This window comes from Actinomadura sp. 6K520 (assembly GCF_004349245.1).
Taxonomy (GTDB): Bacteria; Actinomycetota; Actinomycetes; order Streptosporangiales; family Streptosporangiaceae; genus Spirillospora.
In genome coordinates this window covers 50883-73178 of record NZ_SMLC01000016.1, presented here as the reverse complement: position 1 = coordinate 73178, position 22296 = coordinate 50883, and the positions used below count along the sequence as shown (strand labels likewise).

The following is a 22296-nucleotide window of genomic DNA, read 5'->3' as shown; positions in this document are numbered from 1 at the left end:
CCCCGGCCCCCAACGGCCCCACCGCTACCCAACGCCGCCTAAAGCCCAGAACCCCTCGGCCAGGCCCTCCACACCCGACCTGGTGCACCGCTCCTCGACGCCGGAAGGTGCAGCCATCCGCACGATGGGGTGGAGGTCCAATGCCGACCGAAGCCAACCAGCCGCCCACGTACGGTTGTTCTGAAGCAACTATCCGCGCCTGGGAAGAAACCCCAGAGGTGAGGTGAATTCAGGACAAGAGCCCGGGAAAATGAAGCAGAGATTCTCAGTTTAGCCGGTGACAATGGAGTGAGACTTATAACACTGGGTCGCCACCCGCCGGTGACTGCTTCAGGGCCGTGTCGAATCAGCCACAAAAGCCGGAAAACCCAGCGGCGCACCGCGAACCTGTCCCCGCAAACCACGTGTTACCGGGCGCACTAGGGAGATGCACCCCCACCATCCCCTACAGCGGGGACCCGCGCCGCGAGGGGCAGAGTATCCGAATTCGCACGGTTTGCCGCCTGCATCGCACCGGGCGGCAACGGAATCGTCACGGATGATCGTGGGGTCGACTGTGAGCAACTCTCAACGCTCCGTAGCCAAAGTGACTACGATCGGCATTCGCACGGTGACCGACGCGATCCCCCGGGGCGAAGATGAACCGTTTCCTGGCACTTCCCAGCCTTGCCGCCACGATCCGCGGCTTGCTCTGCTGTATCGGCGGAGTGCTGGGTTGTACCGCGATGGCCGGCGCCATCTCCATCGGCGCAGCCGCGTCCGCGGACACGGTCGCCCACCCGGAGCCCGAACCGCGCAGGTCGATACCGCCCGTCTGCCGTCACGCCATGAGCAGCAGCGACCGTCGCACGATGAACGAGTGCAGGCAGGCGTGGATCGCGATGCACGAGAGGTCGCACAGAAGGACGGGACGCGATGGGGAGTTCCACCGCCGAGGCGACCGACACGACGGGCCGCACAGGACCCGGCGCCGGTCCTCGTCACCGCGGTGGCTCGACGAACTCCTCCGCCGCTGGACCACCACGCCCCCGGCACCGCGCACGACGGCTCCACCACGGCCACGCTCGAAGGCCGGAACACCGAGACTCGCGCCCCCGAAGGCCAGAACACCGAGCCCCGCACCTCCGAAGCCGACTCGGACACGCTCTCCAGAACCGCCCACGGAGCCGGCCCGCGCACCGACACCCGAGCCAACCCCCACCTTGAGCCAGGCAGACGACCTCGACACGCCACCGCCCTCACTGCAGCCGGTCCTGCTCCTCGGCCTGCTCCTCCCCGTCGTGGCCGCGCTCTGCTACCCCTTCCGTCACCGCCTCTACGCGGCCGCGGGACGAGCCCAGTACACGATCACCGAGACCACAGAACCGGTGCAGGCCCATCTCGGCTATCGACCCACGCTCGACCCCTTCGCCGCTCCGGTTCTGGCGCTGACCGGCTCGGGCGCGGCCCCCGCCGCGCGAATACTGGCCGTCGCGGCCCTGGACGAGCACGGCGAGACCTCCCTCGTCGTGATCCCTCGTCCCGACACCACGGCCCTGTTCGGACTGGCCGAAGACGAACTCCTCGACGACGACACCGCGGCCCTCTTCATTCCGGGCAATCTCGATGCCGCCCTGGCCTACCTCGAGACCGAACTCGCCATCCGCGAGAACACGGGCGTGCAACAGGCGCGGCGTCTCCTCCTGGTGGCGAACCCCGAAGGAGAGAGCGACAGGATCAAAGCCCTCCTCGACCGCCACCCCGGCGGCGTCTCCGTCATCCTCCTCGGCGCCTGGACGGGCGACAGAGTCACCGTCGACGACGACGGCATGGTGGACGCCCCAGCCGCACTACACCTCCCCCAGCGCCTCCCGGCACTATCCCGAACCGAGGCCCGCGACCGCCTCTTCTCAATCGTGGCCCACCAGAAGACGCTTCAAAGGCCCCCCTCCAAACGCCGATCTTCTCCCCGCCGCACCCAGAACAAACCGGGCAACCCACTAAAGAACTAAGACTCCCCACAGCCTTTAATCACATGCACGCCACACCGGCCCGGCCACCCACTAAATGCTGGCAGATGTCCAAACAAGCAGCCCGGCCAGCCAAACCCAGCAGCCTCGCCATATCCCCACACCCCTCCCAGCACACCCCTAGCACGGTTCCCCACTCACGTTTTTGAGAGAGCGCTTCTCACCCTCCCGCAAGATTTGGCAGCACCGCCCGCTCGACCCCACCCCCCGGTGGTCTTCCTGGACGCCCTCATGGTCAAGGTGCGTGCCAATCGTGTGCCGCACGACAAGCCCGCCCACCTGACGGTCGGGATCGACAGCGACGGCGACAGGCACGTCCTGGGCATCTGGGTCCCCAAAGCCGGCAATGGCCCCATCGGCCCGCGCGGCATCGGGGAAAGCGCCGCGGGGGATGACCCGCCAGGATCTGAACGCTCTCATCGACCGCCCCACGATCCCGCACGCCGCCGCGGTCGAACGCCGCCGCCATCGGCGACGAAGCGCTGACCGCCTTCCAGGAACCCGCCGTGGGGTCTTCCCACAGAAGGTCACCGACACCAACCGGATCGTGGCCACGGTTTTCTACAAACGCCGATTCTGCACCCGCCAGGTCCTCGCCGACCTCTTCGACGTGAGCCGGGGCACCATCGGCAACGCCAACGCGGAGGTTGCGCCGCTGCTCGAACAACACGGTCCCATCATCGAGCCCGCCGGCAGCAAATTCGCCACAGCGACAGACGTCCTCAATTCCTTCACCCCAGCACCGATCCCCGGAACCCCCGCCGATCGAACGCGATCGAGAGCGTGAACGCACGGATACGCAAGGCCGTCCGCGCCCGTGGGCACTTCCCGAACGAGGCCGCAGCGATGAAATGCATCTACATGGCGCTGATGTCCCTGGACCCGACCGACAAGGGCCGCAAGCGATGGACCATGCGCTGGAAGGCCCCTCTGAACGCCTTCCAGATCGAGTTCGAAGGCCGACTCACCCCGACCGCCAACTGAACACCTCAACAACCAAGATCAGCCGTCAATTTGACACACCCCTGGCCACCTTCGCCGGCACCGCTGTGCTGGGTGGCTGGGCTTCGGCCGGGTAGGTGGGGTGGTTCCCAAAGGGGTCAGGACGGGGGGCGTTGTTGGTCGGTGATCTCCGCTCGGACAGTGGTGAGGGCCCGGAGGGCTCGGCTGAGGGGGGCGGTTTCGGGGGGCAGGTCGGTTTCGCGGTCCAGGTAGGCGGAGCAGCGGTTCAGCCAGCCGCGTATGACCTCCTGGACCCTGTCCTCGGAGCGCAGCGTCTTGGTCAGGGCGAGGTGGCGTTTCTCCTCGGTGACCTGCCGGGCGAGGGTCTCGTCCGCTGCCAGGGCCTGGATGTCGGAGAGCGCGTAGCGGCCCAGCCGGTCTGTGGCGAGTTCGCGTTCGCCGGCGATCCGGTCGAACGTCCTGCGGGGCCAGTCGAGGATCGTCGCCGCGCCACCGGAGTCGACGGTGTCGGTCAGCGGGCCCTTCCGGGCGGCGACCACCGATCGGACGGCGGCCGGGTCGAGGCGGTCCAGGTCGCGCAGGAGGTAGACCGGGTGTCCTCGGAAGCTGCTGATGACGTTGAGGTCGCCCTGGGCTACCAGCACCTCGACGTCACGTCGTTCGACGTCGAGGCCTACCCGTGCGGCCAGTCTGGCGGCCGCACGGGCGGAACCGACCGGCGGGTCGTCGCCGAACATGGCGATGACCTGCTGGCCGCGTCCCTCGACCTGTTCGACGAGCTTCGCCGACCATCGCTCCCCGTCGAGGTCGGGTCCGGGGAGGATGCCGTGCTCCAGGCCGACGCGCATCTGCCACCGGGTGAGCCCGAGGTGGCCGGCGAACTGGTGGGCCCCATAATGGCCGCGCTTGATCTCCACAGGCATTGCCGCGCCTTTCTCGTGATGTTGACGCGAGCCAGCCTCCCGGACGGGCGGGGGCGAGAATAGCGAAACGCCGGTCTGTGGATAAGTCGGCGGCGACCCCTCGGATTTCCGACTATTCGGGTAAGCAGGGTGCGCGGCTGGAACGTGGAGTGCGCCGGTGCCAGGCTGAGGGGGTGAACGCGATACGGCGGCTGGGGATCGGGCTTGCTGCGCTGGGGCGGCCGGCGTACATCAACGTCGGCAGGGCGAACGAACTACCGCACGACCGCAGCATCGAGGCCATGCGTGAGGCCACGTGGGACGTCCTCGACGCTGCATACTCGGCGGGCATCCGGTGGGTGGACGCGGCGCGGTCGTATGGGAGGGCGGAGGAGTTCCTCGGTGGCTGGCTCACAGAACGTGCTCCAGAGGACGTGACGGTATCGAGCAAGTGGGGTTACACCTACGTTGGAGCTTGGAGGACGGACGCGCCCGTGCACGAGGTCAAGGAGCATGTTCTTGACCGTTACCGAGTGCAGTACGAGGAGACGCGCGGCTTTCTCAACGGGTATCTGTCCGTCTATCAGGTGCATTCGCTGACCGAGGACAGTCCGTTGTTCCGGGACGTCCGGCTGCAGGAGGCCCTTGCGGAAGCGGCTGCCGAGGGTGTCCGCGTGGGCTTCTCAACCTCCGGCCCAAGGCAGAGGGACACGATCCGGCGGGCGATGGAACTCCAAGTAGACGGGCAACGGCTGTTCAGCTCGGTCCAGTCGACGTGGAACATGCTTGAGCCCTCCGCTGAGGACGCCCTGCGTGATGCGCACGAGGCCGGACTGCATGTGTTGCTCAAGGAAGTACTTGCCAACGGGAGACTGGCCGTCAGTCCGCCCGTGGCCGTGCAGACAGTGGCCTCCAGAAAGGATGTTCAGCCGGACGCCCTGGCCCTTGCGGCCGCACTGAGTCGGGTGTGGGCGGACACCGTCCTCATTGGCGCGGTCAGTACGGCGCAGCTGGCATCGAATCTGGCTGCGACGGAGGTCGCCCTGGAGGGGGAAGAACTCGAGATGCTGTCTGGGCTGAGTGTTCCGCCGGAGCGCTATTGGGCAGAACGGAGCGCGCTTCCCTGGACGTGAGGCGCTCACGGGAACTGCGGCCGGATCGTGGCACGATTGAGCGGCCCCCACCACGATCGGATTCCGTTGCCCATGCAGTCAGACCTCCCACAGATGATCGGCCCGTACCGTGTGGTCTCCCGGCTCGGTTCCGGCGGGATGGGCGAGGTGTTCCTCGGGGCGTCACCGAGCAGACGGCTCGTCGCCGTGAAGGTGATCCGGCCGGAGTTGCTGGACGATCCCAGGTGGAGGAAGAAGTTCCGCCGTGAGGTCACTCTCGCGCAGTCGGTCAGCGGCTTCTACACGGCGCCCGTCGTGGACGCCGATCCGGACGCAGAGCAGCCGTGGCTGGCGACGCAGTACATCCGCGGCGTGAGTCTGTCCAAGGTCGTCCAGCAGAAGGGGCCGCTGCGCGAACAGGCGGCCTGCCGGCTGGGGGCCGGTCTGGCAGAGGCACTGATCGCGATCCATCGGACGGAGATCGTCCACCGGGATCTCAAGCCGTCGAACGTTCTGCTCGCCTCGGACGGGCCGAGGGTCATCGACTTCGGCATCGCGCGCCCGCTGGACGCGCTCCCCCTTTCGCGGACGGAGATCCTGGGAACACCCGCCTACATGTCGCCAGAGCAGGCCCTGGGCGACCCCGTACATCCGGAGAGCGACGTGTTCTCCCTAGGGTCGACGCTCGTGTTCGCGGCGACCGGTGCGGCGCCCTTCGGGACCGACCACAAGGTCCGTGGCCGCATCGTCTACGGCGAACCGGACCTCAGTCGGTTGCCCGACCCCATGCGCGGGCTGATGACGCGCTGCCTCTTGAAGGACCCTAGGGAACGTCCCACGCCGCAGCAGATCCTCGTCGCGTTGTCGACGTTGCTGGACGCGCACTACGGCGAAGAGTGGCCGCCCGCCGATGTGGAGCAGTTGATCGGTGTCCAGGAGCGGACGCTCGTAGAGATCACCGCCGAGTTGCCGACCCTGCGTGAGCCTCCTCCGCAGGGGCACTCCCCAGTGGGCTGAGATTCTTCTCCACGCTTTACCGACGTCGCGCTGCAGTCGCCGAGGAGCCGTCGGCACCCGCCCCTGGCAGGGCAAGCTCGGTGCAGAGCACCGCGCCCGCGGACTACGCAGAGGGCAAGGATTGGCCCATGTGATCACGTGGATACGATGAACGACGGGACGAGCGGACGTCTCCGCAGGTGTGGACGCAGTTGGGAGTGACGAGTATGTCGGATTTCGAGCTCAGCCACGCGGGCGGCCGGATGCCCCTTGAGGTGACCGAGGCGACGGAGGGTCCCTCGGGCCTGGGCGTAGACAGGCTCCTCAAGGAGACGGGCCACGTCACGCTCGACCCCGGTTTCACCAACACGGCGTCCACCACGTCGGCGATCACCTACATCGACGGTGAGGCGGGCATCCTCCGGTACAGGGGCTACCCCATCGAGGAACTGGCGGAGAAATCGTCCTTCCTGGAGGTCGCGTACCTGCTGATCTATGGCGAGCTGCCGACGTCCGACCAGCTGGCCGACTTCACCGACAGCGTCCGCAACCACACGCTGCTGGACGAGAAGTTCCGCGCGTTCTTCTCCGCCTTCCCGCGCAAGGCGCACCCCATGGCGGTCCTGTCGTCCGCGGTCAGCGCATTGTCGACGTTCTACCAGGACAGCCTTGACCCCTTCGAGCCCGAGCAGGTGGACAAGTCCAGCATCCGGCTCATAGCCAAGCTGCCCACCATCGCGGCGTACGCGTACAAGACCTCCAACGGGCAGCCGCTGCTCTACCCCGACAACTCCCTCGGGTACGTGGAGAACTTCCTGCGCATGACGTTCGGGCTGCCCACGCAGCCGTACGAGATCGACCCTGAGATCATGCGCGTGCTCGACATGCTCTTCATCCTGCACGCAGACCACGAGCAGAACTGTTCGACCTCGACCGTTCGTCTCGTAGGGTCCAGCCAGGCGAACCTGTTCTCGTCGGTGTCGGCGGGAGTCGACGCCCTGTTCGGCCCGCTGCACGGGGGCGCCAACCAGGCCGTCCTGGAAATGCTGGAGAGCATCCACCAGAACGGCGACGACATCGACGCGTTCGTGCGGCGCGTCAAGAACAAGGAGCCCGGCGTCAAGCTGATGGGCTTCGGGCACCGCGTCTACCGCAACTACGACCCGCGCGCCGCCGTCGTGAAGAAGGCGACCGGCAAGGTCCTCGACGCCCTCGGCATGTCCGACCCGCTGCTCGACCTTGCCATGCGCCTCGAAGAGGTCGCGCTGAGCGACGACTACTTCGTCGAACGGAAGCTCTACCCGAACGTCGATTTCTACACCGGCGTCATCTACAAGGCGATGGGCTTCCCGACCAACATGTTCACCGTCCTGTTCGCCCTCGGCCGCCTGCCCGGCTGGATCGCCCAGTGGCGCGAGATGCTCGACGACTCGTCCACCAAAATCGGCCGTCCCCGCCAGGTGTACGTGGGCCCGAACGAGCGTCACTATGTGGAGCCGTCCGCCCGCTGACAGGTGCCGTTTCGCGCCTTTCTTTACGGGAGGTGCCGTTCCATCGGCACCGGCGCAAGCGGGTGGGTTTCCGCACCCGCCCGCTATTGACCGCGTGGTGCCGATCATCAGGTTAGCCTGACTGCGGCGACCCGGATGGAAGGCGGCAGCGCGTATGCCCTCCCTTGTTGCGAAAGACCTGGCAAGCCTGGATTTCTGGGCGAAACCCTACGCCGAGCGGGACGAGATGTTCGCCGGGCTCCGAGCCGCGGAGGGCTCCGTCTTCTGCCCCCTGCGCGGCGGATCCGGCTTTTACGCCCTGACCCGGTACGGGCAGGTCGCCGAGGCGAGCCGGAAGCCCGAGGTGTTCAGCTCCCAGCCCACCGCCGTCAGCCTCGTCGACCCGCCGCCCGTGGCCGACTACGTCGGCTCCATGATCAGTCTCGACGATCCGCGGCACGCCAGGCTCCGGCGGATCGTCTCCCGCTCCTTCACTCCCCGCCTGGTCGAACGGGTCGCGGGAGATGTGGCCGTTCTGGCGCGACGCATCGTGGACGAGTTGGCCGAGCGCGGACCGTGCGACTTCGTCCGGCATGCCGCCATGCCGATGCCCCTGCAGATCATCTGCTCGATGATGGGCATCCCGGAGTCCGCGTACGACGACGTCATCGACGCCACGGACCTGATCCTCGGTGTCGGGGACCCGGACCATGTCGGCCCGGACGGCAAGGACCGGGCCACGATGCTCGCCGAGAAGTTCTCCTATCTGCACGAGCTCATGGCAGACCTGGGCCGCCTGCGCCGTGAGAAGCCGGCGGACGACCTGGTCACCGCGCTGACACATGCGAACGTGGACGGCGAGGCCCTGGACGAACGCGAGCTGGGCCGCTTCTTCACGCTCCTCGTGGTGGCGGGGAACGAGACCACGCGCAATGCTCTGTCGCATGCCCTCGTCCTCCTCACCGACCACCCCGGCCAGCGCGACATCCTCCTTGCGGACATTGAGCAGCGGCTACCGAGCGCCGTCGAGGAGATCGTCCGCTACGCCACCCCTGTGACGTGGATGCGCCGCACTCTGGCCCGCGACTACGAACTCGAGGGCCACCTCTACCGCACTGGTGACCGGGTGGTCCTCTACTACAACTCGGCCAACCGGGACGAGAGTGTGTTCAAGGACCCGTATACCTTCGACATCACGCGCTCCCCCAACCCCCATGTCGGTTTCGGTGCGCCCGGACCTCATTTCTGCCTCGGAGCGCACCTCGCTCGTCGCGAAGTGACGGTGCTGCTCCGCGAGCTGTACAAGCGCCTTCCAGACCTTCACGCCACAGACGCGCCGGTCCGGCAGCGCACCAGTTTCATCAACGGGATAAAGTCCGTACCCTGCGCCTTCTAATCGCCGCGAATAAGACATCCGCGACTATCCACCTTCCCTTTATCCACAGCTTCACGTTCTCTTCGTTCTCCCCGGCCGCCTCCTCGAAGCTGGACAGCACCGACCCCGTCCGAGGCCCGAGGAGACTGCCATGCCCATCACCATCACGGTTCCCGAAGAGACGACCGCCGGCTTCGTCGTCGCCGCCGACAAGGATCCCGGCGACGTGGCGGCGACGATCCGGCAGCGACTGCCCGCCCCGTTCGCGGCCGCGGTGTCGATGTGCCTCGGGACGCCCCGCCTCGTCACCGCCACCCACCGCGCGGCGGACTCGCCATGGGACCTGGGCGGCGTCACGGCCGCCGACGAGGACGACATCGAGAGGGTCCGGCAGGCCACACGGCACATCGGGGTCACGTCGGTCCTGCCTGTGGGGGATCTCCCCTCGGGGCCCCACCTCGCACGCGCGGCCGCCAGGGCGATCGCCGAATCGCTCTGCGGCGTTCCGGTGGACCTCACCCTGAACCAGGTGCTGCCCGTCGTCACCTTCGGGCGGTTCGACGAGTTCGTCCTCGCCGACGACTGGATCGGCGCCGCACTGCCGCCCTTCCGGAACTCCGGCCGCTGCCCGGCCGAGGTGGACGCCATCGACGGCTGTGCCTGCGTCCGGCTCACCACCCGCGGCCTGTGCCGATTCGGTCTCCCCGAACTCGAGGTCGCCGACGTCGCCTGCCCGCACGACCTCGCCGCGCTCAACGTCCTCCGGACGACCGCGCAGCGGCTGCTGCCCCTGGGCAGGCACCCGGGTGAGCACATCCTGCCCACCGAGCTGATGCTGACGAGTGCCGACTTCTCCCACTATTGGGGGAACCGCGACCCGATGTGGGACGACGGTCCCGTCCCGATACGCCTAGCCCGGATCGCTCCCGACCGCTTGAGCATCCGGCAGCCGGCGGACTTCCCAGGGACTTTGAACGAGTGGCTCTGGGACGAGCTACCGCCCGTTCTGCACGAGGTCCTCAGCTGCGAACCCGAGCACGCCGCACCCACCTGACGATGAGGGCCGACACCTCTGGACGCTCCCGCAGGCCAAGATGGCGAACGGTGGCTTCAAGGCTTCGACCCAGCTGAGGGGATACCCCCGGCGGACGCGGGCGCACCGCAGTAGCCTCGGGCCGCATGGAGAACGATGGCGTGCCGGGGTCACTCGGGAAAGTCCTGCGGGACATCGCGACCGAACGCGAGACCCAGGACCGGATGTGGGGTGTCCAGGAGTTTCCCGATGGAAGCGGACCGGAGTTCACCGAGCGCGCGGAGGAGGCCAAGCGGCAATGCGCCGCGGCCTGGTCACAGGGTGAGCTGACCTGGCGGCACATCCTCACGGAAGAGTTCTTCGAGGCCCTGGCCGAATCCGAGCCCGGTGCCCTCCGGACCGAACTGGTCCAGACGGCGGCGGTCGCGGTGAAGTGGATCCAGTCCCTGGACCGGCGGCACGGCGCGGCGGTGCACCCGGCCGGGGAGGGCGGCGGACGTACCGAGAAGCTGGTCCGGGATCGCATTCCCGAGATCGTCCAAGCCACCGGGCGCCGACCGGAGACCCGTGTCGCGAATCCCGGCGAGCACGCCGCGCTGTTGCGCGCGAAGCTCTACGAGGAGGCCGGTGAGTACACGGCGAGCGGAGACCCTGCAGAGCTTTCCGACCTACTGGAGGTCATTCACGCCCTCGGAGCCCTCCACGGACTGACACCCGGTGAACTGGAAGAAGGGCGCGCGACCAAGGCAGCCGAACGAGGAGGCTTCACAAACCGCCTGGTTCTACGACTTCACGATTGACTCGCGTGGCGTAAGGTCCGGCGAGCACGAGGCGAACGTCACGAATCCACCACCGGCAGGGCATACCGCGCCTCCGGGATGTTCTCGATGGTCGCTTGTCAGCCGGCGGGGGTGGCGGGGCTGAAACGTACGTTCACGGTCGACTTCGGGTCGGCTTCGCCGAGACGGCTCAGACGGATGGGCTTACCACCGGGGTTGTCGTAGAGGCGGATGCCGTCTCCCAGAAGGACCGGGGCGATGTGCAGGTCGATCTCGTCGACCAGGCCGAGTTCGAGAAGCTGGCGCCCGATGCTGGCCGAGAAGACCTCCAGGTTCTTGCCGCCGGCCGCCGCCAGTGCGATCCGAACCGCTTCGGCCGGGTCGCAGTTCAGGAAGGTGACTCCTTCGGCAGGGTGCGCGTCCTCGGGGTGGTGGGTGAGGACGAAGACCGGTCCGCTCCAGGCACCGCCGTAGATCCCGCCGGGGTCCGGGTAGGCGTCCCAGCCGTCCCGTCCGCCGAGGACGGCGCCCGTGGTCCGGGCGTACTCCTCGATCAGATTCGGCCGGAACGCGGCGCCGGCCATCCAGTCCATCTCGTGGTCGGGGCCGGCGACGAAACCGTCCAAGGACATCGTGAAGTGCAGGAGGACCTTTCCGGCCGCGGTCTGCGGTTGGGTGTCGCCCATCAACGGGCCTCCAGATCTGGTTGTGAGTTGCAATCGGTCGGTCCTGACGCTAGGGGAGGCCGGTAGTAGATTGCAACCAGTCGGAGATGAGGTGGGTGTGGTGAAACCAGCGCGTTCGGGGTGTCCGATCAACGCCGCGGTCGAGGCGTTCGGAGACGGCTGGAGCCTGCTCGTGCTGCGGGACGTGATGTTCGGCAACCGGCGCCACTTCAGGGAGCTGCTGGCCGGCTCGGAGGAGGGGATCGCGTCCAACATCCTGTCCGACCGGCTGAAGCGGCTGGTCGCCGCCGGCCTGCTGACCCGGGAGGACGCGGGACCCGGACGTCGTGCCGCCTACAGCTTGACCGAGGCGTCGATCCGGCTGGTGCCGGTGTTCGCGCAGCTCGGGGAGTGGGGGCTGCACCATCGCCCGACCAGCAGGCGGCTCCGCGTGCGCGCCGAGTTGCTTGCAGCCGGCGGGCCTGAGCTGTGGGAGGAGTTCATGGCCGAGCTGCGGGCCATCCATCTCGGCGAGCCCGCCCCCGAACGGGACGGTCCCGGCGTCATGGAGCGTCTGGCCGCCGCTTACGCCGCCGCACTCTGACGACCTGTACGGAGCTCCGGTTCACGCGGGAGCCACCCGCGATGCCGGCCTCTTCAGAGGGCCGGGGTGGGTCTGGGGAAGCAGGCCAGGAAACGCGCGGCCAGGGCTCGGTCGCCCTCTAGACGCACTTCGCCGGTCTCCAGGGGCTCCGTCAGGGGACGGCCGCCGAATACGAGGGACCTGAACGTTCCGACATCGGTGGTCAGGGTGACGTCCGTGTCCGAGGGTGTATCGGTGCGGGTGATGTGGAACCGGCCGGACTCGATCTCGGCCGTGAACAGATCATCTTCGAGGCGGAGTGTCAGGCGGGCGTGCACATCCGAGGCTGCGGCGGCGTCGAATGTCGTCTTGAGCGCGAACATCATCGCGTCGACGCTCAGTTCGGCGGTGCAGGACGGGTCGAGCGGATCGCGGGCGCCCCAGCTCCCAAGTGCGAGGAGGATCGGTTCGAGGTCCCGCCCGCGAGGGGTCAGCTCGTAGACGCGGGCACTCACCGGCGGCCCGAGCACGCGGTGCCGGACGACCCCGGATTCTTCGAGGTCGCGCAGGCGCTGCGCCAGGACGTTCTGGCTCATTCCGGCGAGCCCGCGGTGCAGGGCGGCGAACCTCTTCGGACCGAGGAGCAGTTCCCGGACGACCAGCAGCGCCCACCGCTCCCCCACGACGTCGAGCGCCCGCGCGATGCCGCACGGGTCGCCGTACTTCCTACGACCGGCCACACTAGGATCGTACGAGATACTCCTGAATTAGGAGCGAGCGCTTCGGGGAACTCGGCGTCCCCATCGGCGCATAGGAGGGGGAACATGGCGACGTACGTACTCATCCCTGGAGCCGGGGGCCAAGCATGGTATTGGCACAGGCTTGTCCCGGAACTGGAGGCACGGGGCCATGACGTCGTGGCCGTTGACCTTCCGGCAGGTGACGACTCGGCCGGTCTCCAGGCGTATGCCGACACGGTCATGGAGGCGGTCGGCGACCGGAAAGACCTCATCCTGGTAGCGCAGTCCATGGGCGGCCTCACGGCGCCGCTCGTCTGCGACCGGAGGCCGGTGGGCCTGCTCGTCATGCTCAACGCCATGTCCCCGGTACCCGGCGAGTCAGGCGGTGAGTGGTGGGCGAACACCGGCCAGGGGCAGGCCATGGCCGACTGCGCCGCCCAGGAAGGACGGACCCTCTCGGCCGAGTTCGACCCCAAGGAGAGCTTCTTCCACGATGTCCCACCGGACGTGACGGCCGAAGCGTTCTCCATGGAGGAGTCCCCGCAATCGGCGAGGCCGTTCGCAGAGCCGTGGCCGCTCAAGGGGTGGCCCAGTACCCCGACGGTCTTCCTACAGGGACGAGACGACCGTTTCTTCCCGCTCGACTTCCAGCGGCGCGTGGTGCGGGAGCGGCTGGGCATCCCGGTGGACGACATGCCCGGCGGGCACCTGCTCGCGCTCAGCCGGCCCAAGGAACTCGCCGAACGGCTGGAGGCATACCGAACCGACCGGACTCCCCTGTAGTCGCGGCGGGTCGGACGAGGTCATCGACACCTGCTTCATCCGGGGCGGCGGACCACCGCCCGCGTGAGGAGACAAGGACACCCGGACGCCGGAGCCGACCATGTGTGCGTGATCGTGGTCGCCCCGACTCCGGCGTCGGCTGCCGATCGGTTCGAGCGGCCCGCCCCCGCCCCCTGTGATCGCTCCCGGGATGGCGCTGGGGCGGGGTCAGCGAGGACGGACCAGGCCGGTCTCGTAGGCGGCGATGACGAGCTGCGCGCGGTCGCGGGCGTGGAGTTTGGCCAGCAGATGCCCGATGTGGGTCTTCACCGTGGCGGGGCTGACGTGCAGGTGCTCGGCGAGCTCACCGTTGGACAGGCCGCGGGCGATGAGGGTGAGCACCTCGAGTTCGCGCTCGGTGACGCCGTCCAGCCCGGCGGGCGGGGGCTGGGCGGGTCCGGGCCGCCGGACGAACTCGGCGATCAGCCGCCGGGTCACCGACGGCGCCAGCAGGGACTCGCCGGAGGCGACGACCCGGATCGCCGACAGCAGGTCGGCGGGCGGGGTGTCCTTGAGCAGGAAGCCGCTGGCACCGGCGCGGAGCGCCGAGTAGACGTAGGAGTCCAGGTCGAAGGTCGTCAGGATCAGGACGCGGACGTCGGGCAGGTCGCGGCAGATCTGCCGGGTCGCCTCGATCCCGTCCATCTCGGGCATCCGGACGTCCATGAGGACGAGGTCGGGGCGTTCGCGTTCGGCGAGCTCGACGGCCTCGGCTCCGGTGCCGGCCTCACCTACGACGCGCAGGCCGGGCGCGGCGTCGACGAGGACGCGGAAGCTGCCGCGCACCAATGCCTGGTCGTCGGCGACGAGGACGCGAAGTTCCACGGGCTCCTACTCTTCGTAAGGGAAGGCTGCGGACACGGCGAAGCCGCCTTCGGGACGTGGTCCGGCGGAGAAGTCACCGCCGTACATCATGACGCGTTCGCGCATGCCGACGAGCCCGTGGCCGTCCCCTCCGGGGAGGACGCGGACACCGGGGCCGTCGTCGGTGACATCGATGCGCAGGCGCAGCCCGTCCCCCCGGACCCTGACCCGGCAGCGGGCGGGCGCGGCGTGCCTGACGACGTTCGTGACCGCCTCCTGGACGATGCGGTAGGCCGAGAGCGCCACCCCCTCGGGGAGGTCCGCGGTGTCCACGTCGAGGTCGACGTGGACACCGGCCATGGCGGCCCGCTCGGCGAGGCCGGTCAGGTCGGCGAGGCCCGGGGCCGGGGCCGCGGCGACGTCGGCGTCGCCGGTCCGCAGCACGCCGAGGAGGTGACGCATCTCGGCGAGCGATCCGCGGCTCGTCGCCTCGATGACGCGGAGGGCGTCGAGGGCCTCCCCGGGACGCGCCTCGGCGACGTGGACGGCGACGCCGGCCTTGACGGCGATCAGGCTCATGCTGTGCGCGACGACGTCGTGGAGTTCGCGGGCGATGCGGAGCCTCTCGTCCGAGACGGCCTGGTCGGCGAGCTGCCGGGCGGAGCGGGCGGCCTGCGCGCGGCGCTCCCGGACGACGCGGCCGAGCGTCCAGGACGCGCCGAGGACGGCGGCGCCGAGCACGAGCCGCCCGGCGACCTCCGCGTACCAGGCGGCGGGCCCGGCCACCGCGCCGGTGAGGATGACGACGGAGCTGAGCACGCCGATCAGCGGCGTCGGGGTCCAGCGTTGCCGGCCGCGGGTGAGCGCGACGATGTACAGGGCGGACGCGGCGCCGGCGTAGGAGTCCCAGGGCAGGCCGAGGAGGAACATCGCGGTCGAGGCGGACATCACGACCGCGAAGACCGGCACGGGCCGGCACCGCCGCGCCGCGAGTGGCAGGCCGGCCGCGGCGGCGAGCGGCACCGCGAGGGCCGCGGAGACCCCGGTGTCCCCGGGGAGCACCAGCAGGGCCAGCGTGTAGACGATCGCGGCCCCGGCGTCCAGGCCGATCAGCCCGCGCCTGCTGAGCCGCCTGAGGTACGGGGAGCGCAACTCGGAGTCCACGGAACGAAGGTAGCCGGGCCGCCGGAGCGGGCGCCTCGTGCCCGCGGCCGTCATACCGGGGTCTGAGGCGCCGCGGCCGGGTCGGAGCACGGTCGGACGCACGGTTCCGGTCCGGGCTCCGATGTGCGGGGGCCCGCCTCCGTAGCACCGTCGACTCCATGATCGAAGTACGGGAGCTGACCAAGCGCTACGGCGCGACGGCCGCGGTGGACGGCCTCTCGTTCACGGTGCGGCCGGGCGCGGTGACGGGGTTCCTCGGGCCGAACGGCGCCGGGAAGTCGACGACGATGCGCGTCCTGCTCGGCCTGGACGCGGCGACGGCGGGCACGGCGCTGGTGAACGGGTGCCGGTACACGTCGCTGCGGCGGCCGATGCGGGAGGTGGGGGCGCTGCTGGACGCGGGCGCCGTGCACGGCGGGCGCCGGGCGTTCGACCATCTGGGCTGGCTGGCGCGCGGCAACGGGATCGGGCGCGGGCGCGTGCCGGAGGTGCTGGAGCAGGTGGGCCTGGCCGGGGTGGCGCGCAAGCGGGTCGGCGGCTTCTCGCTCGGGATGAGGCAGCGGCTCGGGATCGCGGCGGCGCTGCTGGGCGATCCGGGCGTGCTGATGTTCGACGAGCCGGTGAACGGGCTGGATCCGGACGGCGTCCGCTGGATCCGGGAGCTGATGCGGTCGCTGGCCGCCGAGGGGCGGACCGTGCTGGTCTCCAGCCATCTGATGAGCGAGATGGAACGGACCGCCGACCGGCTGGTCGTCATCGGGCGGGGACGGCTGATCGCCGACACGTCGGTGAGGGAGCTGGCGGAGCGGTTCCGGCGCGGGGTCCTCGTGCGCACGCCCCGTCCGGCGGACCTGGCCGCGGTGCTCGGGGCGGCCGGAGGCGAAGTGGAGCCCGTGTCCGGCGGCGCCTTGTCCGTCACCGGCCTGGACGTCGCCGCCATCGGCGACGGGGCCGCGGCGCGGGGCATCCCGCTGTACGAGGTGACACCGCGCAGCGCCTCGCTGGAGGAGGCGTACATGGAGCTGACCGCCGGTAGCACCGAGTTCGGGGCGCGCACACGCCACAGAGGCCGGCTCGGTCAGGAGGGGATGTCGTGACCGACGCGCTCGCCGCCGAGTGGTACAAGCTCCGGACCGTCCGCTCGACCTGGTGGCTGCTGGCGGCGACGGCCGCGTGCCTCGGGATCGTCCTGCTGCTGGCGCTCCAGATGGCGCACGTCTGGGACGGGCTGCCCGCCGGGCGCCGCGCGGAGTTCCGGCTGCGTCCGCTGCAGGAGCTCGGCGGGTGGGTCGCGGGGCTCTGCCTGGCCGTGCTCGGCGTCGTGTCCGTCACGTCCGAGTACCGCACCGGGATGATCCGCACCACGTTCACCGTGCTCCCCGGGCGCCGGACGGTCCTGGCGGCCAAGGCGGCGGTGGTGGGGACGGTCGCGCTCATCGCGGGCGAGGCCATGACGATCGGCTCGCTCCTCGGGACACGGCTGGTCGTCGGCGACCGGCCGTTCCCGGACCAGCGGGAGTCCATGGCGCAGCAACTGCCCGGCTTCGCCGTCTCCGGGACGTCGGTAGCGATGTTCGCCCTGCTCGGCGTGGCGCTCGGCGTGCTGCTGCGTTCGACGGCGGGGGCGCTCGTCGCGGTCGTCCTGCTGTGGCACGTCGTGCCGCTGCTGGTCTTCCACCTGCCGGAGCCGTGGAACGAGCGGGCCGGGTCGGTGATGCCCGGCGCCCTCCCCCGCCAGGCCGCCGGGCTCGGCGCGGGCGATTCCATCTACGGCGGTCTGCTGTCCCCCGGCGCGGCGGCCGCCGCGATGCTGGCGTACGCGCTGGTCCCGCTCGGCTTCGCCGCTTTCGCGCTGACCCGCCGCGACACCTGACCGACGGCGGCGGACACGCCGGCGGCGGCGCCCCCCCCGGGGGCGCCGCCGCTCGATCGTGGACCGGGTTCAGCTCACCTGCGATGAGGACGCGCGGATCGCCAGGCGTTCGCGGAGCGTGTCGATGGCCTCGTCGATGCGCGGCGCGGCGGCCTGGGCGCGGACACGGCGGCCGTCCAGTTCGACGACGGCCTGGGCCAGCGCCGGGCGCGGCAGGGACACGTCGGCCACGACGCTCAGGGTGACCTGGACGGACGTGACCCCCTCGGCATCCATCAGCGCGGTCCGGACGGCGTGTTCCGCCGCCGCGCGCTCGTGCGCCGTGACATCCCCAGAGGTCAGGAACCGGATCTCCGGCCGTTCACGGGTCGCGTTCATTTCGTTCTCCCGGATACGCGTGTGGTGGTCGCCTCTGCAGGGGCGTTGGTGGTCGCCCCTCTGATCCCTTCAACGCCGCGGGCGTCCCGGACCACACCCGCCCCCGACGAGAGCTTCGTCACCCGGCCACGACGCGGAGTTCCCCGGAAACTCCCCGGAATGGAAGATCTCCGTCATCCGCTCGGCACGCCGGGCCGCTCGAAAGCACCGAATGAATCGGTCGGTTACCGCTCACCAGAACACCGGGCAATTCATGGACCAAGGACGCCCTCGACTGCCCGAAAATGACCATCCAGCCAACTCGGCCGGCACCCCGATGACACGTTCCGCAGTGATTCGGCCACCGACAGCACAGGTCACCGCCCTTGTACCGGGCGGGAGTGACGCATTCACCACGGCACCGGACGAACCGAAGCGGTCACGATTTTGATACTTCCCAAAAACCCGTCGGGATCCTCTAACATAGGGCGGTGCCGTTCCGCCCCCGAGCCGACCCGTCGACTGGCTGGTGACCCCTTGGCCCAGGATTCAGCTGCCCCCACACCACCGTCCGAAGGTGATCCGGCCGGCCGGCTGATCGATTACCCCCGGCGTGGCGGCCCCACCGTCCTGCGCATTCTGCTCGGCTCGCAACTGCGCCGGCTGCGGGAGGAGCGCGGGATCTCCACGGAGGAGGCGGGCTACGAGATCCGCGGATCGCACTCCAAGATAAGCAGAATGGAACTCGGGCGCGTCGGCTTCAAGGAACGCGACGTCGCCGACCTGCTCACCCTTTACGGCGTCTCCGACCCCGCCGATCGCGCACCCCTCCTGGAGCTGGCCAGGGAGGCCAACACCCCGGGATGGTGGCACCGGTACGGCGACGTGCTGCCCAGCTGGTTCGAGGTGTACCTGGGCCTGGAGGAGGCCGCCTCGCTGCTGCGCACCTACGAGCTGCAGTTCGTCCCCGGGCTGCTCCAGACCGAGGACTACGCGCGCGCCGTCGTCCGGCTCGGCTTCTCCGACGCCGCCGAGGACGAGGTCGAGCGGCGCGTGCAGCTCCGCACGATCCGGCAGGCGCGGTTCACCTCGCCCGGCGCGCCGACGCTGTGGGCCGTCGTGGACGAGGCGGTCGTGCGCCGCCCCCTCGGTGGCCGCGCGGTGATGCGGCGGCAGATCGAGCACCTGATCGAGATGTCCGAGCTGCCCAACGTCACGCTGCAGATCGTGCCGTTCGGCGCGGGCGGCCACGCCGCCGCCGGCGGCCCCTTCACCATCCTGCGGTTCGCCGAGCCGGGGCTGTCCGACGTCGTCTACCTGGAGCAGCTCACCAGCGCGCTCTACCTCGACAAGCCCACGGACGTCGACACCTACATGCGCGCCATGAACAACCTCTGCATCACCGCCTCGCGCCCCGACGACACCGAGGCGCAGCTCACCCGGATCCTCAGCGACCTCTGATCCGGTGATCCGGCGGGCTAGGGGGCGGGATCGTCCAGGACGCGCTGGTCGCGGCTCCGGCTGCCGCCGCGGAACTCGGCGATGACCTCCCCGTCCGCGACACGGCGCACCGTCACGTCGTAGACGCCGCTGCGGCCGTAGCGGGTGCGTTCCACCGCGGCCGCCTCCAGGACGTCGCCGGTGCGGGCGGGCGCGACGAAGACGACGTCGGCGGACGCCGCGACCGTCACGGCGTCATGGCTGTTGCAGGCGTAGGCGAACGCGGAGTCGGCGAGAAGGAACACGTAGCCGCCGTGGGCGATGCCGTGCCCGTTCACCATCGTGTCGGCGATGCTCATCCGCAGCCGTGCCCGTCCCGGCGAGATCTCGGTGATCCGCATGGCAAGGTCCTGGGCGACCCTGTCCTTGGCGTACATCGTCTCGGCGCATCGCCGCGCCACCTCAGCCGCGTCCGTCACCCGCCCAGGGTAATGATCGCCATGAATCAGCGGGGTCCCCCTGGGAAGGCCATCCAGGGTTCGGAGGTTAAGAGGACGGCCGTGCCTTCCGCGCGGCCGCTGCGGATGCTGGACGAGGGAGAAGGACATGCTGTTCGGCAAGGAGCACGTCGAGCGTTACCAGGAGACGGACGGCGAGGTGGGGCACGAGTGGCAGGGGACGGTCACCTTGCTGCTCACCACGACCGGGCGCCGCACCGGTAAGGAGCACACGACACCGCTCATCTACCAGCCCGAGGGCGACGCGTACCTGGTCGTTGCCTCGAAGGGCGGCGCGGACGACCATCCGCTCTGGTACGAGAACCTCCAGGCGAACCCCGAGGTGAAGGTCCAGGTGAAGGGCGACAAGTTCTCCGCGCGGGCCCGCACGGCGACGCCCGATGAGAAGCCCGCGCTGTGGCGGAAGATGACGGCCGTCTGGCCCGCGTACGACGAGTACCAGGAGAAGACGACCCGGGACATCCCCGTGGTCGTCCTCGAACGCGCCTGAGCCGGGCGGTTCCCTTTCGCGGGGCGGGGCGGGCGTGTAGCGTCGCCGTAGAACACCCATTCGACCACCGCCCGTCCGACGCAGCCGAGGTGCCGAGGTGCCGACGTCACAGAGTGCTGACACCCCCGGGGCCGGCGCCCCAGGGGCCGACACCGAAGCCCCGCCGCCGCGGCTGCTGAAGCGCTGGGAGATCGGCGCGCCGGCGGGCACGGGCCCGGTGGGCGCCGGGCCCGGCCGCCGGTGCTGGCGCGTCGACGCGGCGGACGGCGCGTTCTTCCTCAGGGAGTACGCCGAGCCCGACCGGCGCCGCATGCGGTTCCGGCACGCCGTGACCACCGCGCTCGACGAGGCCGGCCTTCCGGTGCTCGCGCCGGTACCGGCGCGCGGCGGGCGGACGCTGGTCACCGCCGCGGGCCGCGGGTACGTCCTGTACCCGTGGGTCGGCGGCCGCGGGCGCGGCGGGCTGGAGCTGACGTTCGGCCAGTGCGAGGCCCTCGGTGAGCTGCTCGGAAGGCTGCACGCGGCGCTCGACGGGCTGACGCCGCCGGTCCAGCAGAGCCTGCTCGTGCCGACGCCGCGCGCCGCGGACGCGGCGGCCGCCGTCGACGCCATGCTGCGGGACGTCCCCGGCGACGCCGGGACCGACTTCGACGCGCTGACCGCCCGCAGGCTGCGGGAACGGCGGGAGCTGCTCACCGAGTTCGCCGGCCACCAGCCGCCCGAGATCGAGGTGACCACGGTCGGGCACCTGCACGGCTCGTTCGACTCCACCCACCTGCGGTACGGCGGGTCGGGCAACGTCACCGCCGTCCTCGGCTGGGACGCGCTGACGACCGGCCCGGTCGCCGGTGAGGTCGTGCGGGCGGCGGCGCGGCTGTTCGCATGCGGGGACGAGCGCGGACTCGACCTCGACCGCGTCCAGGCGTTCGTGCGCGGCCACCGCTCCGCGTTCCCGCTGGACGCCGGGCAGATCCAGTCGGCCGTGCACCGCGAATGGTGGGAGCGGCTCTGCGACGTCGCGTCGCTGCGCCACCGGTACCTGGGCGAGGACGGTGCGGGCGATCGCGGCTCCGCCGCCATGGTGGCCTGGTGGTCGGCGCAGCTGGACCGCACCCTGGACGCGTTCGCCGCGCCCTACACCGACGCGTACGCCGACACGCCGGGCGACAGCCCCGCCTTCGGCTGATTCCGCAGGACCCGCCCGCTCCCGGGTAGGAAGGACATCGCCGTCACCCCGTGGCGGACGGTGCGTACAAGGCAGTTCGAACTCGGAGGAGTGACAGCATGACAGCGGTCGCGATGCTCGGCACCGGGATCATGGGCGCGGCGATGGCCCGCACCCTGCTCAGGGACGGCCATCAGGTGACGGTGTGGAACCGCACCCGGTCACGCGCGGAACCCCTCGCGGCCGACGGCGCGGCCGTCGCCGGCTCTCCCGCCGAGGCCGTCGCGGAGGCCGAGGCGGTCATCACGATGCTGGACGGCGGCGACACGGCCCTGTCGGTCATGCGGGAGGCCGCGCCGTCGCTGCGGCCGGGGCAGGTCTGGGCGCAGATGGGCACGGTCGGCGTCGAGGCCGTGCCGTCGCTCGCCGCCTTCGCCGCCGACCGGGGGCTCACGTTCGCCGACGCGCCCGTCCAGGGGACCAAGCAGCCCGCCGAGCAGGGGAAGCTCCTGGTCCTCGCGGCCGGGCCGCAGGACGCCCGCAAGGTCCTCGACCCGGTGTTCGGCAGCGTCGGCGCCAAGACGCTCTGGCTGGCCGAGGACGGCGCGGGCGGCGCGGGCACCCGCCTCAAGCTCGCCGCGGTGAGCTACGCGATCTCGCTGACCTCCGTCGTCGCCGAGTCGGTCGCGCTCGCCGAGGGTCTCGGCCTCGACCCCGCCCTGCTCGGTGAGGTCTTCACCAGCGGCCCGCTCGACAACGCCTACCTCCAGGCCAAGATGAAGGCCATCCTGGCGGGCGACTTCGAGCCGAGCTTCGCCGTCCGCAACGCGGAGAAGAACACCCGGCTGATCCACGCGGCCGCCGAGGCCGCCGGGATCCGGATGGACGTCAACGACGCCGCGGGCGAGCGGTTCCGCCGCGCGATCGAGCAGGGGCACGGGGACGAGGACATGGCCGCCACGTACCGGGCGAGCTTCCCGGCCGACCGGGGGTGACGACGCCGCGAGCACCCCGCT

General features: G+C 70.1%; 23 protein-coding genes and 1 pseudogene. 17 read left to right on the top strand and 7 right to left on the bottom strand.

Features of this window, described 5'->3' with window-relative positions:
• The first annotated feature begins 1202 nt into the window (after positions 1–1202).
• From E1289_RS07065 to E1289_RS39450, 3 genes and pseudogenes are all read left to right on the top strand, one after another.
• The gene (locus E1289_RS07065; protein ID WP_131976529.1) at positions 1203–1991 is read left to right on the top strand and encodes a hypothetical protein; all 789 of its coding nucleotides are present in this window, start codon (positions 1203–1205) and stop codon (positions 1989–1991) included.
• 409 nt (positions 1992–2400) lie between these two features.
• Positions 2401–2796, top strand: a complete 396-nt coding sequence (locus tag E1289_RS39455) for a transposase family protein (protein ID WP_165970375.1) — start codon at positions 2401–2403, stop codon at positions 2794–2796.
• A pseudogene (locus E1289_RS39450) lies at positions 2775–2993 on the top strand (transposase); the annotation flags it as partial. The gene E1289_RS39455 and the pseudogene E1289_RS39450, both read left to right, overlap by 22 nt.
• A 116-nt stretch (positions 2994–3109) precedes the next feature.
• On the opposite strand, the gene E1289_RS07045 reads toward E1289_RS39450, so the two are convergent.
• Positions 3110–3895 carry a hypothetical protein gene (locus E1289_RS07045; protein ID WP_131976523.1) on the bottom strand — a complete coding sequence of 262 codons (786 nt, stop codon included), beginning with the start codon at positions 3893–3895 and terminating at the stop codon, positions 3110–3112.
• A gap of 173 nt (positions 3896–4068) precedes the next feature.
• On the opposite strand from E1289_RS07045, the gene E1289_RS07040 reads away from it, so the two are divergent.
• The 6 genes from E1289_RS07040 to E1289_RS39445 all read left to right on the top strand — a co-directional run bounded on the left by E1289_RS07040 (position 4069) and on the right by E1289_RS39445 (position 10680).
• Entirely contained in the window at positions 4069–5007 is a 939-nt protein-coding gene (locus E1289_RS07040; protein WP_131976521.1) for an aldo/keto reductase, read from the top strand.
• A gap of 72 nt (positions 5008–5079) precedes the next feature.
• Positions 5080–6003: a serine/threonine-protein kinase gene (locus E1289_RS07035; RefSeq protein ID WP_131976519.1), complete on the top strand. Its 924-nt coding sequence runs from the start codon at positions 5080–5082 to the stop codon at positions 6001–6003.
• Positions 6004–6209: 206 nt separating this feature from the next.
• A complete protein-coding gene (locus tag E1289_RS07030; RefSeq protein WP_131976517.1) occupies positions 6210–7493 on the top strand; it encodes a citrate synthase in 1284 nt (427 codons plus the stop codon).
• A 154-nt stretch (positions 7494–7647) separates the two neighbouring features.
• Positions 7648–8868, top strand: coding sequence for a cytochrome P450 (locus E1289_RS07025; protein ID WP_131976515.1), 1221 nt, complete (start codon positions 7648–7650; stop codon positions 8866–8868).
• 130 nt (positions 8869–8998) lie between these two features.
• A complete protein-coding gene (locus E1289_RS07020) occupies positions 8999–9901 on the top strand; it encodes a hypothetical protein (RefSeq protein ID WP_131976513.1) in 903 nt (300 codons plus the stop codon).
• Between the two features lie 203 nt (positions 9902–10104).
• Complete coding sequence (locus tag E1289_RS39445) at positions 10105–10680, top strand: nucleoside triphosphate pyrophosphohydrolase (protein WP_243712667.1); 576 nt, start codon at positions 10105–10107, stop codon at positions 10678–10680.
• Positions 10681–10778: 98 nt separating this feature from the next.
• Here the strand turns inward: E1289_RS39445 and E1289_RS07005 are convergent, their stop codons facing one another.
• Positions 10779–11345, bottom strand: coding sequence for a dihydrofolate reductase family protein (locus E1289_RS07005; RefSeq protein WP_131976511.1), 567 nt, complete (start codon positions 11343–11345; stop codon positions 10779–10781).
• 100 nt (positions 11346–11445) lie between these two features.
• Here E1289_RS07005 and E1289_RS07000 point away from each other — a divergent pair, with 100 nt between their 5' ends.
• Entirely contained in the window at positions 11446–11928 is a 483-nt protein-coding gene (locus E1289_RS07000; protein ID WP_207928833.1) for a helix-turn-helix domain-containing protein, read from the top strand.
• 53 nt (positions 11929–11981) lie between these two features.
• Here the strand turns inward: E1289_RS07000 and E1289_RS06995 are convergent, their stop codons facing one another.
• Positions 11982–12647 carry a winged helix-turn-helix transcriptional regulator gene (locus E1289_RS06995; protein WP_207928832.1) on the bottom strand — a complete coding sequence of 222 codons (666 nt, stop codon included), beginning with the start codon at positions 12645–12647 and terminating at the stop codon, positions 11982–11984.
• A gap of 84 nt (positions 12648–12731) precedes the next feature.
• Between E1289_RS06995 and E1289_RS06990 the strand changes: the two genes are divergently transcribed.
• Positions 12732–13430, top strand: coding sequence for an alpha/beta fold hydrolase (locus tag E1289_RS06990; RefSeq protein ID WP_131976507.1), 699 nt, complete (start codon positions 12732–12734; stop codon positions 13428–13430).
• 207 nt (positions 13431–13637) lie between these two features.
• Here the strand turns inward: E1289_RS06990 and E1289_RS06985 are convergent, their stop codons facing one another.
• On the bottom strand, positions 13638–14294 hold the full coding sequence (locus E1289_RS06985; RefSeq protein WP_131976505.1) for a response regulator transcription factor: 657 nt from the start codon (positions 14292–14294) through the stop codon (positions 13638–13640).
• 6 nt (positions 14295–14300) lie between these two features.
• A complete protein-coding gene (locus tag E1289_RS06980; protein ID WP_207928831.1) occupies positions 14301–15437 on the bottom strand; it encodes a sensor histidine kinase in 1137 nt (378 codons plus the stop codon).
• Between the two features lie 158 nt (positions 15438–15595).
• Between E1289_RS06980 and E1289_RS06975 the strand changes: the two genes are divergently transcribed.
• Both E1289_RS06975 and E1289_RS06970 read left to right on the top strand, forming a co-directional pair.
• Positions 15596–16534, top strand: coding sequence for an ATP-binding cassette domain-containing protein (locus tag E1289_RS06975; RefSeq protein ID WP_131976501.1), 939 nt, complete (start codon positions 15596–15598; stop codon positions 16532–16534).
• Entirely contained in the window at positions 16531–17310 is a 780-nt protein-coding gene (locus E1289_RS06970; protein WP_131976499.1) for an ABC transporter permease, read from the top strand. The genes E1289_RS06975 and E1289_RS06970 overlap by 4 nt, the downstream gene beginning before the upstream one ends.
• Positions 17311–17379: 69 nt before the next feature.
• Here E1289_RS06970 and E1289_RS06965 read toward each other — a convergent pair whose 3' ends face one another.
• Positions 17380–17688 (bottom strand): hypothetical protein, encoded by a 309-nt coding sequence (locus E1289_RS06965; RefSeq protein WP_131976497.1) that lies wholly within the window; start codon positions 17686–17688, stop codon positions 17380–17382.
• 573 nt (positions 17689–18261) lie between these two features.
• On the opposite strand from E1289_RS06965, the gene E1289_RS06960 reads away from it, so the two are divergent.
• Complete coding sequence (locus E1289_RS06960; RefSeq protein ID WP_131976537.1) at positions 18262–19128, top strand: helix-turn-helix transcriptional regulator; 867 nt, start codon at positions 18262–18264, stop codon at positions 19126–19128.
• Between the two features lie 17 nt (positions 19129–19145).
• On the opposite strand, the gene paaI is transcribed toward E1289_RS06960, so the two are convergent.
• Positions 19146–19544 carry a hydroxyphenylacetyl-CoA thioesterase PaaI gene (gene paaI / locus E1289_RS06955; protein WP_131976535.1) on the bottom strand — a complete coding sequence of 133 codons (399 nt, stop codon included), beginning with the start codon at positions 19542–19544 and terminating at the stop codon, positions 19146–19148.
• Between the two features lie 169 nt (positions 19545–19713).
• Here paaI and E1289_RS06950 point away from each other — a divergent pair, with 169 nt between their 5' ends.
• From E1289_RS06950 to E1289_RS06940, 3 genes are all read left to right on the top strand, one after another.
• Complete coding sequence (locus E1289_RS06950; RefSeq protein WP_131976495.1) at positions 19714–20115, top strand: nitroreductase family deazaflavin-dependent oxidoreductase; 402 nt, start codon at positions 19714–19716, stop codon at positions 20113–20115.
• Positions 20116–20212: 97 nt separating this feature from the next.
• On the top strand, positions 20213–21301 hold the full coding sequence (locus E1289_RS06945) for a phosphotransferase (RefSeq protein ID WP_243712666.1): 1089 nt from the start codon (positions 20213–20215) through the stop codon (positions 21299–21301).
• 98 nt (positions 21302–21399) lie between these two features.
• A complete protein-coding gene (locus E1289_RS06940) occupies positions 21400–22275 on the top strand; it encodes an NAD(P)-dependent oxidoreductase (protein ID WP_131976493.1) in 876 nt (291 codons plus the stop codon).
• The last annotated feature ends 21 nt before the right edge of the window (positions 22276–22296 follow it).